This is a genomic window from Clostridium beijerinckii, from assembly GCF_018223745.1.
Classification (GTDB): domain Bacteria; phylum Bacillota; class Clostridia; order Clostridiales; family Clostridiaceae; genus Clostridium; species Clostridium beijerinckii.
Window position 1 is genome coordinate 3656157 of sequence record NZ_CP073653.1, and the last position, 18245, is coordinate 3674401.

An 18245-nucleotide genomic window follows, 5' to 3' on the forward strand; every position below is an offset into this window, starting at 1 on the left:
GAACAAAATCTACCATATCATGTTTCCCTTTCCAATTTATTCTTGCTTAGATTTCAAATACTTCCCACACATCTATTTTTATTGTGTCCTTTTCATTCTGCTATTTATTTTAATTTATAGTAAAACCTTTTTAATCCATATACTCAACTCCCAATCCTAAAATATTTAGGCACTATATAGCTTGTAATAAAAATCCAATTCACTTAAATATCAATTTAAATTTATAAGCACTTTAGAAATAATAAAAGCCGCCATTTCTAGTGTCAAATTGTTTTGCAAACTCAATTTACAAAAGAAGTGAGTTTAATAGTATCATCTTCAAGTAAAATATTTCTTGGGAGCACATAGCTGATAAGCGACATACTATCAGATGACTTTATTGAGTTTACTAGCTCAGGAAGTGAATATAATTACAAAAACTAATCTCAATATGAATATCACAAACTCTTTCCGCGAATAATAAATAAAAAGTAAGGTGGTGATATAAATGGGATCTTCTCAATACAACAGAAATAAGAATGACAAGAGCAATGTTGATAAGATGAAAGGCAAGAATAATCGTGATAAAGGCAACAATCAAGTTGGCTCAACAGATAATGGAAAATAATCTATTTTACTTAAATATACTATAACTAAAATAACAGCAAATATATAACCAAAAAACACAGCCTGCATCTATACTCACTAGGCTGTGTTTTTTCACATTATTTTTTATATAAATTTTTAATTCAAATTTTAAAATACTAATTAAGCAAGAGTACAAATTCACTAGAAAACCTAAATTCTACTTATAATTTAGACCATACTAGAAAGAGAGATTACTCTTTTTTGTAGCATTGCATTGAGAATAAAGATGTAAGATTTCTTCATTAGAAGTTGTTCAATTATTGTTTGTCACAATTTTATATTGGGAACAAACAGTAATTGGTGCAACTTCTAATGTTAGAAATCATCAGCTTTTATTCTCTAGCAATCGAAAAACAGAGTATTCTCTCTTTCGGTTGAGTATGAATTATAATCTACACTGCGTCAAAGAAGCTCATTTGATCACTTTCTGGAAGGCCATTTAAACAATCAAATTTTCTAAGAAGTTCTATGGCAGCATTACCAATCTTTGAACGTTTCTTTACATCATCTACTGAATTAAATTCCTTTTCCTTTGCTGCACTTGCTATACCTTCTGCCGCTACATTTCCCATACCTGCTATACTGTTTATTGGTGGTCTTATTCCATCTTCTTCTAGCTGGAATTTTGTAGCACTAGATTTATATAAATCAATTGGAAGGAATTTAAATCCTCTTTCATACATTTCTAAAACTATTTCAAGGTCATCATACATATCCTTATCTTTAGGACCAGCATCATTTCCAAGAGCCTGAATTTCCTGCATCTTTGCTTTAACCTTTTCTTTTCCAAAGATCATAAATTCTGCATCAAAGGCTTTTGCTCTTATAGTAAAGTATGTTGCATAATAAGCCTGAGGTATATGAACTTTAAACCATGCTATTCTAAATGCCATCATTACATAAGCTGCTGCATGGGCTTTAGGGAACATGTATTTTATCTTTTTACAAGACTCTATATACCATTCTGGCACATCATGTTCTCTCATCATAGCTTCATATTCTGGAAATTTAGGTTCTTTTAAGGCTTTACCTTTACGAACAGTTTCCATTATTTTAAATGCGGTATTAGGTGGAAGTCCTTTTCTAATTAAGTAAACCATGATATCATCTCTGGTACATACCGCATCACTTATGCTGGTAATTACTCCATTATCAATTAAGTCCTTAGCATTTCCAAGCCATACATCTGTACCATGTGAAAGTCCTGATATACATAATAAATCTGAGAAAGTCTTTGGTTTTGTATCTACAAGCATTCCTCTTACGAATTTAGTACCAAACTCAGGAATTCCAAATGTTCCAACCTCTGAATTTATCTGATTTGGAGTTACCCCAAGAGCCTTTGTTGAGAAGAATAAGGACATAGTATCCTTGTCATCCATAGGAATCTCATGTGGATCAACCCCTGTTATATCTTGAAGCATTCTTATAACTGTCGGGTCATCGTGCCCTAGTATATCAAGCTTCAATAGATTTTGGTCAATAGAGTGATAATCAAAATGTGTTGTTATAATATCAGAATTAGCGTCATCAGCTGGATGCTGCACAGGGCAGAATTCAAATATTTCTCTTCCCTTTGGTACAACTATAATTCCACCTGGATGCTGACCTGTAGTTCTTTTTATACCAGTACACCCTACTGAAATTCTCATTGTTTCAGCCTTGTTTATTGGAAGATTCTTTTCTTCATAATATTTTTTAACATAACCAAACGCTGTTTTTTCTGCTATAGTACCTATAGTCCCTGCTTTAAATGTTGTTCCCTTTCCAAAGATAACTTCTGTATATCTATGGGCTTTTGCCTGATATTCCCCTGAGAAGTTTAAATCTATATCTGGTTCTTTATCTCCATTAAAGCCTAGGAATGTTTCAAATGGTATATCTATTCCATCTTTATGAAGCTTTTCTCCACAAACAGGACATACTTTATCTGGCAAGTCAAAGCCGTTTAGAACGCCATAATCCTCAAAATCAGAATACTTACACTTAGGACATCTATAATGAGGTGGAAGCGCATTAACTTCTGTTATACCAGTCATATTTGCAACGAAGGATGAACCAACAGATCCTCTGGAACCTACTAAGTATCCATCTTCATTTGATTTCCATACCAGCTTCTGAGCTATGATATACATTACTGAGAATCCATTTTTTATAATAGAATCCAGCTCTTTATCAAGTCTTGCCTGAACTATTTCTGGAAGTGGATCTCCATAAAGTTCATGAGCTTTTTCATAAGCTATATCTTTTATTGTCTGCTCACAACCTTCTATATGTGGTGGACATTTTTCAGGAGAAATTGGGCTTATTTGCTCACACATATCTGCTACTATATTAGTATTTGTAACTACAACTTCATAAGCTTTTGTTCTTCCTAAATAAGAGAATTCATCAAGCATTTCTTCAGTAGTTCTTAAATATAATGGTGCTTGATTATCTGCATCCTTAAATCCCTGTCCTGCTTCTAATATACGTCTGTATATTTCATCTTCAGGATCTAGGAAGTGAACATCTCCAGTTGCCACTACAGGCTTTCCTAATCTTTCTGCAAGTTCTACAATCTTTTTATTAATTTCTTTTAAATATTCTTTATTTGGAACTTGCTCCTGTCTTACTAAGTAATCATTATTACCTAAAGGTTGAATTTCTAAGTAATCATAGAAATTAGCAATTTCCTCAATTTGTTCTTCTGGTTTTCCAAGAAGTATTGCTTGATATAATTCCCCTTCACTACAAGCACTTCCAATAATTAAACCTTCAGAATATTTCTTAAACATGCTCTTTAATATACGTGGTTTTTTATAAAAATAATCTAAATGAGAATATGATACCAATTTATATAAGTTCTTTAACCCCACGTAATTTTTTGCTAGTATTATTGCATGATGAGTTTTAACCTTTTTATATGCTACTTTCTTAGCTTCTTCATCAGCTGCATATAAATCTATATCTGATAGAGTTTGTGCACCTCTTTCTTTTAGCTTTTCAATCATTATGTTAAATACCTTAACAGTTGTATCAACATCATCTAAAGCTCTATGGGCAACTTCAACCTTTATTCCAAGATTCTTAGCAATTCTTCCTAGCTTATAAGATTTATAATCAGGGAATACATCTTGCGCTAATCCCAAAGTATCTACATAGGTAAAATCAAACTCATAACCTAAAACTTTCGCATTATGCTTTAAGAATCCAATATCAAAGTCAGCATTATGCGCAACTAAAACACTTCCTTCAATAAATTCAAGCAATTTAGGGAAAACTTTATCAATGGTTTCTGCATTTTTTACCATATCATCAGTTATCTTTGTAACCTCTACAACTCTCATAGGAATTGACTTTTGAGGGTTTACAAAAGTACTAAACTTATCTATAACCTTACCATCCTTAATTTTCATTACTCCTATTTCAGTAATCTTTTCTGTCTGAGGAGAAAAACCTGTAGTTTCTAAATCAAGAACGCAGTATACTGTATCAATACTTTCTTCCCTAACATTTGTTACAGATGGCTTTTTATCAGGTGCTAGGTAAGCTTCAACTCCATATATGACTTTCATATCTGGATTATCTCTTCCAAGCAATTTGTGCGCTTCTGGAAATGACTGAACTACTCCGTGATCAGTTATAGCAATAGACTTCATTCCCCAGCCCATAGCTCTCTTAATTAAATCACTAGCACTAGACATGGCATCCATCTGGCTCATTTGAGTATGCATGTGAAGCTCTACTCTCTTGACCTCAGAATTATCCTGTCTCTTATATTTCTTTATTCCATTTGTTTCAATAACAGTGTTAGCAATAAGTTCAACTTCATGAGAGAAATTACTATATCCTGCATTTCCAGCAAGTCTAAGCCCCTTAGCCTTTTTTATTCTAGAAAATACTTCATCATACTCAGTAGGCTTTGCAAAAATCTTGCAAGTCATTGAATTTGATCCATCATATAAATCAAAGGAGATTAACATCTTTCCACTTCTTAATTCTTTTGCTTCTAAATTAGATATTTCACCCTCTAAAGCTACTCTTCCCTCATCAGGCGTTATATCATTAATTTTAATTATGTTTTCCTTAATATTAGCATTTCGCCCTAAAATCAAGAATGGATTACTTGCCTTTTTGCCATCACCCTCAGCTTTTACCTCTGGCTTACCTTCTTCAGCTTTAGGTACTTCAGGAGGATTATTGCTTTGGTTAATTTTTATTTCTTTAATAACTTTCATCTCATTAGCACGTTTATCTTCTGCAATTTTTACTAATTCTTCGCTATCTATTTGGTCAATAAAGTTGATATTATAATGTTTCCCGTACATATGCTTTATAGCTTTATTAATTTGCTTATCATATTCCATGGTTTTTAGAAAACCTGCTACAGGAATTTTAAAATTAAAATTTATAGTATTTCCTTCTATTTCATAGTCACTATTATTAACCGCTGCCTTTAATGCAGGATACTTTGTAGATAAGGAATATACGATATTTTTCAATTCTTTTTCTATAGGTCTTATTTCGACCTCGTCACTATACTTTACAATAATTTTAGAATCATTTAATCCGAATTTACCTTTTATAAAACTATTGAAACTTTCAATTTCCCCTAGTTCAATATAATTATCTGAACTAATTTCCATTTCCAGCACTTTAGTTTTCTTACGCAAGACTACGGATTGTATAACGGCAGTATTTATGCTGCCAGCCGATTCATAATCACTAAAAGCTTCATTTATTCTCTTCATACTACTCATTAACCTTTTCTAAAAAATTTTCAGTATGCTACTATTATATAGATTAAACTTGCAATTTGTTAAGCTTCAAAAAAACGCATAGAAATAATTCTATCAAAAAAGTATTCCTATACCTCCCTCATATTTAATCTAGATAATATTTATATTATTTTTCAATCTCAACTAATTTTTCATTTGTACAATAATTAATCAATTAGTAGTTTTCCGACATTTAAGGCATATGAACAAAAATAACGAGCCCAAAATACCATAATTATTTTTCATTAGGCGAAAAAGCAGATTGGACTCATAGCAAGTCTATTAGTGCAATTTGCTGATGAAGCATAATGGAAAATAAGCTTGGTAGATGGACTTGTTATTTTTTTGATTATGCCTAACTATCATTCCATAATCTAATAATGTTGTCAAGGCAAAAGAATGTTTGCTAATTCTATTAGACGTTGAATTCACTGGCAAATTAATAAATAATAAAATTTGCATACATTCTTCTTAGAGTGAAACTATTTATTTTAACTCAGAATGGCACCTGCCAACCGTTTCCTTTATTGCCATAGCGTTCTCATTTTCTGATGAAATAACTAACTGACTTATGTAATTATTATTAAATATCTCACAGTAAAATTCCTTACTCATTTCATCAATTTCTTCATAATTTTCACTTAACTTCTGTAATAAATCCTCTTCACCAAGTCCAGCGTTATCTATGAAATAATATAGATTCATTCTATTTACATATTCTTCAATTCTTTTAAAATTATACTTATTTACAACAAATCCTATTACATAATCTTTATCAGTTTTTTTAGTTCCCTTTTTTATGCTAATACCAAACATAGATACTTCTGGTACCTTCTTTATTTCAAACTTCTTATATGCTATTCTTGAAATTCCTAAATGCTCTACTATTTCTTCAACTGGAACCTCATGCTCCACTTGATTTCCAAAATACAACATTCTAGAGTCTAAAACTATTAAACAAAGGTTCTCTCCAATCATTTCATTTAAGACCTTTACTTTAAATTCATCGCTTTTCTTCATTCCATAGTATTCCACGAAAGTTTTAACTCCATCCTCATCTTCTTCGCTTCTTACCTTCAATTTATTCCCGCCAAATAAAAACATATTTTCCTTCTCCTTCATCAAGTGATATATAACATTATAATATATAATTGCTTGTTTAATAAATTAAAAACTGCAGAAATTTAAAATAATATTTTAAATTCTTATGTAGGTATCTATAGATAAACAACTTAGACCTGAACTTATGCATATAACTCACCGAAAGGACAGGCACTCTGTTGTTTCGGTTACTGAGAATAAGTTGAGGCTTTCTAACATCATAAGTTGCACCATTTCAGCATGCTCCCGAGACAAGCTCGTGACAAGCAAAAATGGAACAACTTATGATGAAGAAATGCCTGCAACATATTCTCTAATGTAACACTGCACAAAAGAGTACCTGTCCTTTCTGATATATCAGATTTTTCAAGCTATAAGTATAATTCTCAAATTGGATATATATAGGGTTCCTAAATGATATTCGAACTTATGAAATTCCAATATCGCTGTTATTCAGGAAATTGAAACAGTTGATATGTATTGTTATCAATATGGAGCCCTATATAGATAAGCCAATTATAAGTTAGATTTATACTATGAAATATATCCCAACTAGAAATGGGTAATATATTTTTGTGGAATGTTTCATTGGTAATTTTGATGGATGTGATTCTTTGGCTATAAGTTGTTCCAAATGTGCTAGTTCAAAGCTTGTTCTTTGAGGCTAGCACTTTGGGTACAACTTTATAGCCTTAGAATCACCCATCATAATTACCTAGAAACTGGAACAAAAGTATATTACTCATTTCGGTGAGGTATGCGCATAAGTATAGATTATAGTTGGGTTATCTATATACAATATTAAAAGGAATAACTAAAGTGATGTTTACTTTAATTATTCCTTAAATTCAATATCTTAATATTTCAGTATTATCTCTACTTAATTATAGAGCTTTATTTTTAACTTCATTATTTATTCTTTCTATTAAATCTTCTAAATTTAATGTTCCCTCATCTCCATTACTTCTGCTGCGTAATGATATATTATTTTCTGCTTCTTCCTTTTCTCCAACAATAATAATGTAAGGAACCCTTTCATTTCTGGCTTCTCTTATTTTGTAACCTATCTTTTCATCTTTCTGATCAATTTCAACTCTTATACCTTCTGAGCTTAATTTATCTTTAATCTTTTCTGAATAGCTATTAAATTTATTTGATATAGGAAGTATTTTTACCTGAACTGGAGAAAGCCATGTTGGAAACTTTCCAGCAAAATGTTCTATTAATATTCCTATAAATCTTTCTATACTTCCAAATACTACTCTATGGATTACTATTGGTCTATGCCTTTCTCCATCACTACCTACATACTCTAATTCAAACCTTTGAGGCAATTGAAAATCTAACTGAATTGTTCCACATTGCCAAGTTCTGCCTATGCTATCTTCAAGATGAAAATCTATTTTAGGCCCATAAAAAGCTCCGTCACCCTCATTTATTTTATATTCAAGATTTAATTCATCTAAGGCACCTTTCAATGAGCTTTCTGCTAATTCCCATTCTTCATCACTTCCCATTGAATCCTCTGGCCTTGTAGAAAGTTCTAAATTATACTTAAACCCAAATTTTGAATATACCTTGTCAATTAAATTAATAACGCCTTTTATTTCTGACTTTATTTGATCTGGTAACATAAATATATGTGCATCGTCTTGTGTGAATGCTCTTACTCTCATAAGACCATGGAGTGCTCCAGAAAGCTCATGTCTATGAACTCGTCCTAATTCTCCAACTCTCATTGGAAAATCTCTATATGAATGTGATTCTGATTTATAAACTAACATTCCACCTGGGCAATTCATTGGCTTTAAAGCAAATTCTTCTTCATCAATTGTTGAAGTATACATATTTTCTCTATAATGATACCAATGCCCTGAAGTCTCCCATAGTTTCTTATTAAGCATTATTGGAGTTTCAATTTCAACATAACCATCTTCGTAATGTAATTTTCTCCAAAAATCTATTAGGGTATTTTTTAATATTACTCCTTTAGGAAGCATAAATGGAAATCCTGGACCTTCTTCTGCAAAAGTAAATAATTTTAATTCTTTTCCTAATTTCCTATGATCCCTTTTCTTTGCTTCTTCTAAATTATGCAAATGCACTTCTAATTCTTTCTTACTAGAAAATGCAACTCCATAAACTCTTTGAAGCATCTTATTTTTTTCATTTCCTCTCCAATATGCTCCAGCAACGCTTAATAGTTTAAATGCCTTAATATACTTTGTTGATGGAATATGAGGCCCTCTGCAAAGGTCTATATAATCGCCCTGTTTATATAAAGATATCTTTTCAGCTTCAGGAAGATCCTTAATAAGTTCTACTTTATATGTTTCTCCCTTTTCCTCCATTAATTTTATTGCTTCGTCTCTAGAAATATCGATTCTTTCAAAGCTAAGATTTTCATTTATTATTTTATTCATTTCTGCTTCAATTTTATTTAAATCTTCATTGGATAATGAATTTTCAATATCAAAATCATAATAAAAACCATTGTTTATTGCAGGTCCTATAGCAAGCTTTGAATCCTTATAAATTCTTTTAACTGCTTGAGCCATAACGTGAGAAGTAGAATGTCTTATAACTTCAACTGCTTTTTCATCATCGTAAGTTAAAATATTTACCTCATCATTATTTTTTAATTTGTAAGTTAAATCTACTAATGTCCCATTTACTTCCCCCACTACTGCGACTTTAGCTAAGTTTTTACTAATTGAATTTGCTAAATCATAAATACTAGATTCATCTGCAATTTCTTTTATTGATCCATCTTTAAGTTTTATATTTATCATAAACTTGTTACCTCCTTCTTTAAGATTTTATAACATTAGATATATCTATAGGTTAATAATCGATAACACAACTTATTCCAAATTGCGTCTCATACTTTTTTAAATTCATATATTTTTGTACAAAAAAAGCACCCGTCCCAAGCCTTGGGACGAATGCATAATATCCGTGGTTCCACCCAAATTGAATTAAATAAACTCAATTCTTCTCTAAAATTTTTAACGATTTTCACCGATGGCATTTCACAAAATCTGCTAATAAACCATAGCTCCAGGGTAGTTTTTCTCATAGTCATATTTAGAAATGCTTACAGTCGGTGACATTTCCTCTCTGAAAACTGTACTCTATAATACTTTTCCCTTTCATTGCCTGAAAATATTTAATTTTTAAGAGTTACGTGCACTTTGCTCTTATTAATAATAAATACTAGCACTTTTGTAGTATCTTGTAAATAGTTTTTACCACAAAAATTTTCTTGCTTCCATAAACTCAGTTATATACAAGCCGAAATTATAAATATTTTGATTCCGAAAAGCTATGAAAATGTCGCTGAAGGTTCTAAGCAGCAGGTTGCATCCAGTTTAGCATGCTCCAACTTTCATAGGGAAGCTCGACTCATTACATTCGCTGAGGAAGTTCGAGAACCCAAAATAAAATTTTGGACTCTCACTTCACAAGCTAAACTGGAACAACCTACCGCTAAGAACCTTTAACAGCTCATTTTCAAATGTTTTCTCCACAAATATATTTATAATTTCTGGTAAAGATAAGACCTTAAAGTTCCAGCAAATTTGCAAGTATATTTATCTAACGAGTTTAATCCTTAAGCTGTTTATATATATGGTTCCTCAATGATATTCAAACTTATGAAATTTCAATATCGCTGTTATTCAGGAAATTGAAACAGTTGACATGTATTATTATCAATATGGAACCCTATATAGATGCCCACTTTAAATCTAAATTTATGTAGTAACTTATCAAAATCATAAATATTTTGATTACAAAAACTATCAAACATATCCAAACTAAAAATAAGACTTATGCTTTTGTAAAATATGAGAACTTGCCTTTGAGGCTAGCATCTTGGGTGCAACTAATGAGCTTCTCTCCTTTTTTATTTTTTGAAAAAAAACACATCATCCGTTTAGAATAATGTGTTTTAGATTTGATGCATAATTCAATAAAATAACGTATTAATTATTTCTTGAATTTCACTTTTATTTTTTTACTGCTAAGCAATAATTAACATTATCAAATGCTCTTATAGGATGTTCTGGATTCGCTTGATTATATTTTTTAAAATACTGCTCCGTTATTTCATCTGGTGTTAAATGTTCATAAATTAAGAAATCACTATCAGACAATAGTTTTTCCAACTCTAAATAAGAATAACTTGCAAGCATTTTTTCATTTGTTGCATTAGCTAGTGCAATTTGCTTTTTAACTCTTTCGCCTGCCTTAGAAGTATATGTGTTTTCATCTTGATAATCAAAAACAATGCTACTACCTTTCGGCACAATGGTTGAAATAGTATTAATTGCATATGCAAAATCTTTCTTAGTTAAATAGTAATTCAAGCCAAGTAAACTACAAAAACTTATTTTACTTTGCTCAAATTGAGAGCATTTAATTATGTTTCTTTCCCAATTCTTTTCTGTAAAGTCAATAGATATATAGTGTAAATTCGGAGGTATTTCTTTCATTACTTTTTGAATACGCTTTTGCTTATCTTCACCAGTTAAAGGATGGTCAAGTTCAAATATCTGAATATTTCTTGCCCAGTCAGGCTGACGATATGCAAAGGTGTCATACCCAGCGGCAAAAATCAAATATTGTTTTGCACCAATTTTTACGGCATTTTCAAGTGATTTTTCTGTAAATGCTGCTCTACCAATTGGAGTTGGAGATAACTGATTGTCAACGATAAAGCGTAACGCTTCATCTTGTGTACCATCAAATGATGGGTTGAAAAATTTAATTCCTTTTGACATATTACTTGAAATTTGTTCATATTCATTTTGAGTTAGAATATCCTTTGCTAAGTAATCATCAAAAACTTTCTCTTTGTTTTTAACAGAATGATACGCTCTTGAAAACGCACTAATCAATGCAGTCATACTTTTTTGTTCCATAAAATTATCACCTCTAATAATTAATACCAATTCACCAACCAAATTACAAGTATTGACATTTTTATTGTTTTATGGTATTATAAATATAGTAAAGATAAACAATTTACAAAACGTCACATTTATAGTGGCGTTTTTTTAATGTATTCATATATAAAAATATTTTTCTAAATTCAAAATTACAGCTAAAATTCCTTTAATATTTTTAGAATTATTATGAAGAATTATTTTTGCAATATATTTGTTTAATTTTTTCTGGATTAATTGTATTATCATTAGACTGTTGAATAAATACTAAGGAGATCTAGTGGCGTCAGCTTTACTGTGAAAAAACATAAAAAAATAAGGTAAGATATAAATTTTACTTATAAAAATAGAGTAGCTTTTGCACTACCCTACAAAACTATTTATTTTTTTGATTTATTATTTATGGCTAAGCACTTACTATGATTTTGCTTGCACTTACACCAGAATTAATTAAAATCTGTTTTAATGTTTGACTCTTTACATAAAATGTAGCATTTGTACAATCATAGAATGGATTAATTCCTATACCATTAGGCATTTTTTGGTGAGTTGCTATGCTTGTTACACTATCTGGAATAGTTATGCTGGTTAAATTTGTGCAGCCTTCAAATGCACTTCTTTGTATACTTGTTACACCATTTGGTATTACTATGCTTGTTAAACTACTACAACCTTGAAATTCATTCTCGTTTATGATTGTTATACCATTTGGTATTGTTATGCTACTTAAACTGCTACAACCACTAAATGCACTATAGCCTATGCTTTTTACACTATCCGGAATTGTTATGTTTGTTAAATTAATACAATTCCTAAATATAGCATCCCCCATATTTGTTACACTATTTGGAATGGTTAAAGTCGTTAAACCACTACATCCAGCAAATGACTGAGGCCCAATAGACTCCACACTATTTGGAATAATTATGCTTTTTAAACTCTTACACCCACTAAAGGCGTATTCATTTATAATTTTCACACTATCTGGAATAGTTATACTTTGTAAATTACTACATCCATTAAATGCATATCTATCTATACGTTTTACACTACTTGGAATATCTACGTGTGTTAAGTTACTGCAATTCATACATACTATAGATTCTATACCTGTTGTACTGTCTGGTATTGTTATGCTTGTTAAGTTTTTGCAGGTAGATGCCGATGTAAATCTTATACGTTTTACCTCAGTACCATCAATTTTATTTGGTATCACGACTGAGCTATCAGAACCGGTATATTCTACTATTGTTCCAGTTGATTTATCAAATTTAAAGTTTCCGCTTGTTGTAAGTTCTGTCCATGCACCGCTTTCATTTAGATAACACCCATCAATTGTTGTATCTTTAGCCATGTAGCCTTTAGAATCAAAATAATACCATTTAGAATTAATTAGCCTCCAGCCTGTAGCCCATGAACTTCCTTCTGTATACCACCAGCCTCTAGGATCGCTCTTCCACTCTGCACTCGCTCCTATTGGGTTTAGTGCTAATAACGAAGCTACACATAATGAACTCGCTATTACTTTTATTAGTCTCAAACTTTTCATTCTTTACCCCCCTATGTAATTTATCGTATTTAATGGAACAATATATAATTATATCATATTTATGGCAATATTTTCATTATTTATTCTACAAACGATTGAAAATTGATCAATAAAAGACGTATTTTAGTGTTATAACACATAAAAAAAATCGTATTATTCAATCTCTTGAATAATACGATTTTACAATTTGCTATTTATTTTTATTGATTCATGATATAAGAACATTACAAATTACCTCAACGATAAATTGGAATTTATCTAACTAATTAATATCTATATCACTACATTAATAAAGCACATTTATATATCTAAATTTAATTGAATTTTAATCTACATTTTTATTATCATTATCAAAATTATTAGATTTATCAAAAGAATAGAATCTGTAATACATTTTTCCAAAGTTTCTTCCTGTTAATAATTCAAATAGCTTACCTAAAAATAAACCTAAGATAATTCCAGGCGCCACACTTGAAACATATGCAAAAATTTCTATTCTGCTATTACTATTTTCACAAAGCATGAGAACTGCCATAGCAAGAAAAATCTGTGTTATCAAAATACAAATAACAACTAAAACAAGAGTAAGTATAATTTTTTCTGTTTTCATATAAAACACCTCTATTCTTATTTTTATTCTATTTCCAATAATTTTATAAGTTAGATATAACTTTTCAAATGTTCATCAAACAATTCTTTATTTAATACTATTGGTGTTATGGGCTCGCCATAAAAATCTTCTGTTTCTCCAATAACTTTGCATCCAAATTTTATTAGCATATTTACGGTTACTTCTCTTGCTTCAATATATAACTCGTCCGTATATTGTCTAAAAATCTCTTTTAATGAATGGATAGCCATTTTTTGACCAAGACCTAAACCTCGCAGTCTCTTATCAATAGCAAATCTTCCCCATTTCCATTTATCTTTTTCTTTCCATGTTGCAACAACCCCAATAACGTCTTCACCTACTCTTGCACACCACCAGATTGGTTTTAAATTAGCATCAATTGCAATCGATTCTACTGGGATACCCTGCTCATTAAAAAATACTTCTGTTGCTAATTTTATTGCATCATCCATATAATTTTCTGAAATTTTTTCAATCAAAATTCTAGAATCATTCTTTTTAAGATTGTTTTTTAATGCAAGAATACGAAATACTTTAAATGCCCTAACAATATTGTCTATATCCTCGCTATCTCCTAAATCTAAAATTTCATTCATAAATGTATTTGCTTTATAATCCCCATCATTAATAGTTGTCAAACCCAATGGTAAAAGGCAAATATCTCTCATTCTCTTATCACTTTCAGACTTTTTCAATTCTAAGTAATTTTTTGCTTCCATATTACTAACTATTCTACTAAGTGAAGCCTTATCAATACCCAGGTTTATCAACAATTCATTAAAAGGAGTCTTTCCGTTTTGCCTTAGGTAGTTTAATATGTGTGCTTGTGCAAGTGTCAAGCCTGAATTAAAGCAATTGTAATTTAATAAACCCAATTCTCTTACAATTAATCTTATCTCTTTTCTAATTACTTCCTCTTTATTCATACCGCGCCTCCAAATTAATTGATATTATCAACTATATTATCTCGTTTTTATTTTTTTGTCAAGTCGACTTTCAAAAATGGGTATGCACCGAGAAATTATAATTTGTCTACTACACAATCTACTATTGTGTAGAACTGTACATAAAAATATCACATTATCTATCGATTACTATGATAATGTGATATTTAAATACGTTATTAAATTTTAAACAATACATAAATCTTTTTAATCAAAAATAATTCTATTTTCTTTCCTTGACTGTGGTTTACCATTTTTAGATATGTAACCAAGAGGAATGATACTATGACATTTATAAGTACTATCTAATCCCCATTTTTCCTTACTTTTCTTACCTAATTCAGTTTCAAATGTTTTTTCTCCTCTTGAAATACAAACAGAACCAATATTTATTTCTGCTGCTTCAAGCATAATATTTTGACTTGCAACACAACAGTCATGAATTGCATAAGGATAATTATCTGGTGCGAATAAATAAATTACTACAGGAGCTTTATAAAAAGCACTTTTAATACTATCATCATCAGCAATACTTCCACTTGATTTATCGTTTCTCCTTGCAGCTCCGAAAAGTTCTCTATTTATCTTTCCCAATTCATCATTTAATCTCTTATCTTGAACTACAACAAATTTTACCGCTTGTAGATTTCCTGCACACGGCGCCCATAAACCAGCCTCTAAAATTTTCTCTAACTCTTCTTTTTTTATCTGTTCTTCTTTAAAAAATCTTATAGATCTTCTTTCTTTTATAACTTCTAAAACTGTCTTCATATAATATCAGCTCCTTCATCAAACTATTATATAAAAACTTTTTTTATATGTACAGTACGCACAAAAAAGTCTCTATAATCGCTCTTTATACAAATGTCCCCATTGCTTCACTGTTTCGCTTTGGTCCATCTATCAAATCTCTTATAATTAATAGTTTCCACTTACTGCCCAATATCTGTACAGTTGTGGCAACATCACAAACAGGCATATCTTATTTCTTTATCATAACCTTAACCTTCATAATATCTATTAAACAAACTTTCTTTTCTTTAATAAATATTATAACAGATTTTTAAATATCACATTATTCAATTTTCAAAGAACATATTTTATTTACTTCACCAAATCTACATTATGCATATTTATTTAATAATTCCACATGATAAATTTAATTGCTTACTTGTATAACACTCGAATTGTGAAAGGTGGCTACTCAAATGGAACAATCTATACGCTTTGAGCCAAACTCCTTGCAATATGTATTAAATCCTATGCAATATGGTTATAAAGTCATAATAGCTGGTAGTGGTCAATTATCTTTTACATCTTAAATTTCAAAATTTCCAAACTACTAACATATTAGTTTGAATTGAATTGTTTGAATACTTATTTAAAAATTATATTAATATTTTTAATTATATGAATTTAACCTTCATATAATTAAAGGAAACCTCTTGCTCGTTATTTTGATCTTTTAGTTGCTCTTTATTTATAAGTCTTTACACTTTTGTTCATTATTTTTTGAGCTCCCTATTTTTAGGGAGCTTTTATTATTTTTATCATGAATAATTTCATAAAATACTCATAAACTAAGAATGTCTCCATAATCAGATCAGTACTCCATTTTCAATCCATTTAATGTGGGAATATGATATTTTAATTACGTATTATTTAAGATATATTAACGTATAATATAAATACCCCGCAAATATTAATTATCACATACATATACGCCCCTTTATTGGGGCATTTTTTGTACCTATTATTTTAAGTATTGTGCAGTACTTAAATAAAAAAATACCGCAAATTCATTTTTATTGAATAATGCGGTATTTCTTCTATTTTTTATTTTTATTACTCCATAAATAATGTAATCAGGACATGACTATCTAAATATATTTATTTATTTTCTAACCATTCTTGAAAACTAAATGCTAATTCTTGCATTTCATTAATAAATCTACATTACTTTCATGCAGAACTCAAAAAAAATAAGCATAGAATATTCTATACTTATCTTTAAAAATTTTCAGTTAAAAGTTCTTAATTGTAGGTTGTTTAACTAATGCTTGTCACAATGAAATTTGGAGCAAGCATTAGTGATGAAACCTGAAATTTAGTACTTCCAGCAATATTTCCATAGTCCTTGGAAATAACACTATTTCTGCTTTTTGAGATTCACATGTTTCTATGTGATTAAGCTGCTTTTTTGATAACGTTCAAATATTTCTTTCCTTTTTCTGTATCATATTTCCCTTCCCACTTAGAAATAACGATAACAGCTAATGAGTTTCCAATTATATTAACAACAGTTCTTGCCATATCAACAATACGATCTATTCCTGCAATGAAAGCTACCCCTTCTACAGGTATACCTACAGAACCAACGGTTGCTAATAAAACAACAAAGGATGCCCCTGGAACTCCAGCCATACCTTTTGATGTAACCATTAGTACAAATACTAAATTTATTTGCGTAGCAATTGGCAGATTTATCCCATATATTTGCGCGATAAAAAGTGCTGCAATCGCCTGATATAAGGTAGATCCATCTAAGTTAAATGAATACCCCGTTGGAATAACAAAAGATGTAATAGCTTTCGGACAGCCATACTTTTCCATCTTCTCCATAAGTTTTGGTAAAACTGCTTCAGAACTTGCTGTAGTGTACGCGAGGATAATTTCATCTTTTAAAATCTTCATAAGTGATATAATGCTTGAACCACACATCTTACCTATCAAGCCAAATATAACAAATATGAAGAAAATCATAGCTACATAAACACTAATAACTAATTTACCTAATGGAATCAATGAAGCTACTCCAAATTTAGAAACTGTTACACCAATTAATCCAAATACTCCAAGTGGTGCAAGTTTCATAATTTGATTAGTTACCCAAAACATTGAATCAGCCACACCTTGACAAAAAGCAAGAACAGGCTTTCCTTTTTCTCCAATTGCAGCAACACCTAAACCAAACATAACTGAAAAGAATATAACTGCAAGTAAATCACCTTTTGAAAGAGATTCAAAGATATTTGTTGGAACAATATTTAAAAATGTATCTGCAAAACCATGGCTAGATACAGTTTCAGCTGTATTCATATATTTTTCGATACTAACTGACGAAAGTTGTTGAATATTAATTCCACTTCCTGGATGAGCCACATTGGCTACAACTAGTCCTATTACAATGGCAACTGTAGTTACTATTTCAAAATACAGTATAGTTTTTCCTCCTATTTTTCCTACCTGCTTAATATCGCCTACACCAGCAACACCAACAACAAGTGATGAAAATACTATAGGAACAACTATCATTTTGATTAGTCTGATGAATATATCTCCAATAGGCTGTAAGTATGATGCTACAACTGGATTGCCATAAAAAGCAGCTCCTATTGCAATACCTAGCACAAGCCCTAGAAGAATTTGAAATGCTAATCCTAATTTTTTCATTTTAATATCCCCCTTCTAAAATGCTGCAACTTAGAATTTTCTCGTTTCAAAAACTTACTACAGAGAATATATTTGATAAAACCTTATAAGTATTTAAAAAGACAAAATTCCAAATTTAAACATACTTAATAAAAAAACAATAGATTTTCATTAAAAAAATAATGTTATTTTACTAAATTTCTTATTGCTTTTATAATCAAGCGCTGACATAATGTCTCACTTTTGAAAATT

The 18245-nt window shown here is 30.2% G+C and carries 10 protein-coding genes and 1 other annotated feature; all 10 genes read right to left on the reverse strand.

The features are described 5' to 3' along the window. Positions 1-1019: 1019 nt before the first annotated feature. The 10 genes from polC to KEC93_RS16455 all read right to left on the reverse strand — a co-directional run bounded on the left by polC (position 1020) and on the right by KEC93_RS16455 (position 18014). Positions 1020-5360 (reverse strand): DNA polymerase III subunit alpha, encoded by a 4341-nt coding sequence (polC, locus tag KEC93_RS16410; RefSeq protein WP_077868769.1) that lies wholly within the window; start codon positions 5358-5360, stop codon positions 1020-1022. Positions 5361-5873: 513 nt separating this feature from the next. Further along, positions 5874-6491, reverse strand: coding sequence for a hypothetical protein (locus KEC93_RS16415; RefSeq protein WP_023973802.1), 618 nt, complete (start codon positions 6489-6491; stop codon positions 5874-5876). Positions 6492-7372: 881 nt separating this feature from the next. Next, positions 7373-9280 carry a threonine--tRNA ligase gene (thrS, locus tag KEC93_RS16420; RefSeq protein ID WP_077868770.1) on the reverse strand — a complete coding sequence of 636 codons (1908 nt, stop codon included), beginning with the start codon at positions 9278-9280 and terminating at the stop codon, positions 7373-7375. A gap of 142 nt (positions 9281-9422) precedes the next feature. After that, positions 9423-9653 (reverse strand) — a binding site (T-box leader). Between the two features lie 845 nt (positions 9654-10498). Then, positions 10499-11413, reverse strand: a complete 915-nt coding sequence (locus tag KEC93_RS16425; RefSeq protein WP_039773541.1) for a class I SAM-dependent methyltransferase — start codon at positions 11411-11413, stop codon at positions 10499-10501. Positions 11414-11843: 430 nt separating this feature from the next. Then, complete coding sequence (locus tag KEC93_RS16430) at positions 11844-12986, reverse strand: leucine-rich repeat domain-containing protein (protein ID WP_039773539.1); 1143 nt, start codon at positions 12984-12986, stop codon at positions 11844-11846. Between the two features lie 325 nt (positions 12987-13311). Next, positions 13312-13596, reverse strand: a complete 285-nt coding sequence (locus KEC93_RS16435; protein WP_039773538.1) for a hypothetical protein — start codon at positions 13594-13596, stop codon at positions 13312-13314. 50 nt (positions 13597-13646) lie between these two features. Further along, positions 13647-14543, reverse strand: a complete 897-nt coding sequence (locus tag KEC93_RS16440) for a GNAT family N-acetyltransferase (protein ID WP_039773536.1) — start codon at positions 14541-14543, stop codon at positions 13647-13649. Between the two features lie 225 nt (positions 14544-14768). Beyond that, entirely contained in the window at positions 14769-15332 is a 564-nt protein-coding gene (locus tag KEC93_RS16445) for a nitroreductase family protein (RefSeq protein WP_023973812.1), read from the reverse strand. 85 nt (positions 15333-15417) lie between these two features. Next, complete coding sequence (locus KEC93_RS16450) at positions 15418-15540, reverse strand: winged helix-turn-helix transcriptional regulator (protein ID WP_206154756.1); 123 nt, start codon at positions 15538-15540, stop codon at positions 15418-15420. A 1208-nt stretch (positions 15541-16748) separates the two neighbouring features. Then, a complete protein-coding gene (locus KEC93_RS16455; RefSeq protein WP_039768229.1) occupies positions 16749-18014 on the reverse strand; it encodes a cation:dicarboxylate symporter family transporter in 1266 nt (421 codons plus the stop codon). Positions 18015-18245: the final 231 nt, after the last annotated feature.

What these genes read in the sequence shown, in the direction of transcription:
- KEC93_RS16415 (WP_023973802.1), bottom strand. Translation starts at nt 6,491, where the DNA reads ATGTTTTTATTTGGCGGGAATAAATTGAAGGTAAGAAGCGAAGAAGAT.
- KEC93_RS16445 (WP_023973812.1), bottom strand. Translation starts at nt 15,332, where the DNA reads ATGAAGACAGTTTTAGAAGTTATAAAAGAAAGAAGATCTATAAGATTT.
- polC (WP_077868769.1), bottom strand. Translation starts at nt 5,360, where the DNA reads ATGAAGAGAATAAATGAAGCTTTTAGTGATTATGAATCGGCTGGCAGC.
- KEC93_RS16455 (WP_039768229.1), bottom strand. Translation starts at nt 18,014, where the DNA reads ATGAAAAAATTAGGATTAGCATTTCAAATTCTTCTAGGGCTTGTGCTA.
- thrS (WP_077868770.1), bottom strand. Translation starts at nt 9,280, where the DNA reads ATGATAAATATAAAACTTAAAGATGGATCAATAAAAGAAATTGCAGAT.
- KEC93_RS16435 (WP_039773538.1), bottom strand. Translation starts at nt 13,596, where the DNA reads ATGAAAACAGAAAAAATTATACTTACTCTTGTTTTAGTTGTTATTTGT.
- KEC93_RS16425 (WP_039773541.1), bottom strand. Translation starts at nt 11,413, where the DNA reads ATGGAACAAAAAAGTATGACTGCATTGATTAGTGCGTTTTCAAGAGCG.
- KEC93_RS16430 (WP_039773539.1), bottom strand. Translation starts at nt 12,986, where the DNA reads ATGAAAAGTTTGAGACTAATAAAAGTAATAGCGAGTTCATTATGTGTA.
- KEC93_RS16450 (WP_206154756.1), bottom strand. Translation starts at nt 15,540, where the DNA reads ATGCCTGTTTGTGATGTTGCCACAACTGTACAGATATTGGGCAGTAAG.
- KEC93_RS16440 (WP_039773536.1), bottom strand. Translation starts at nt 14,543, where the DNA reads ATGAATAAAGAGGAAGTAATTAGAAAAGAGATAAGATTAATTGTAAGA.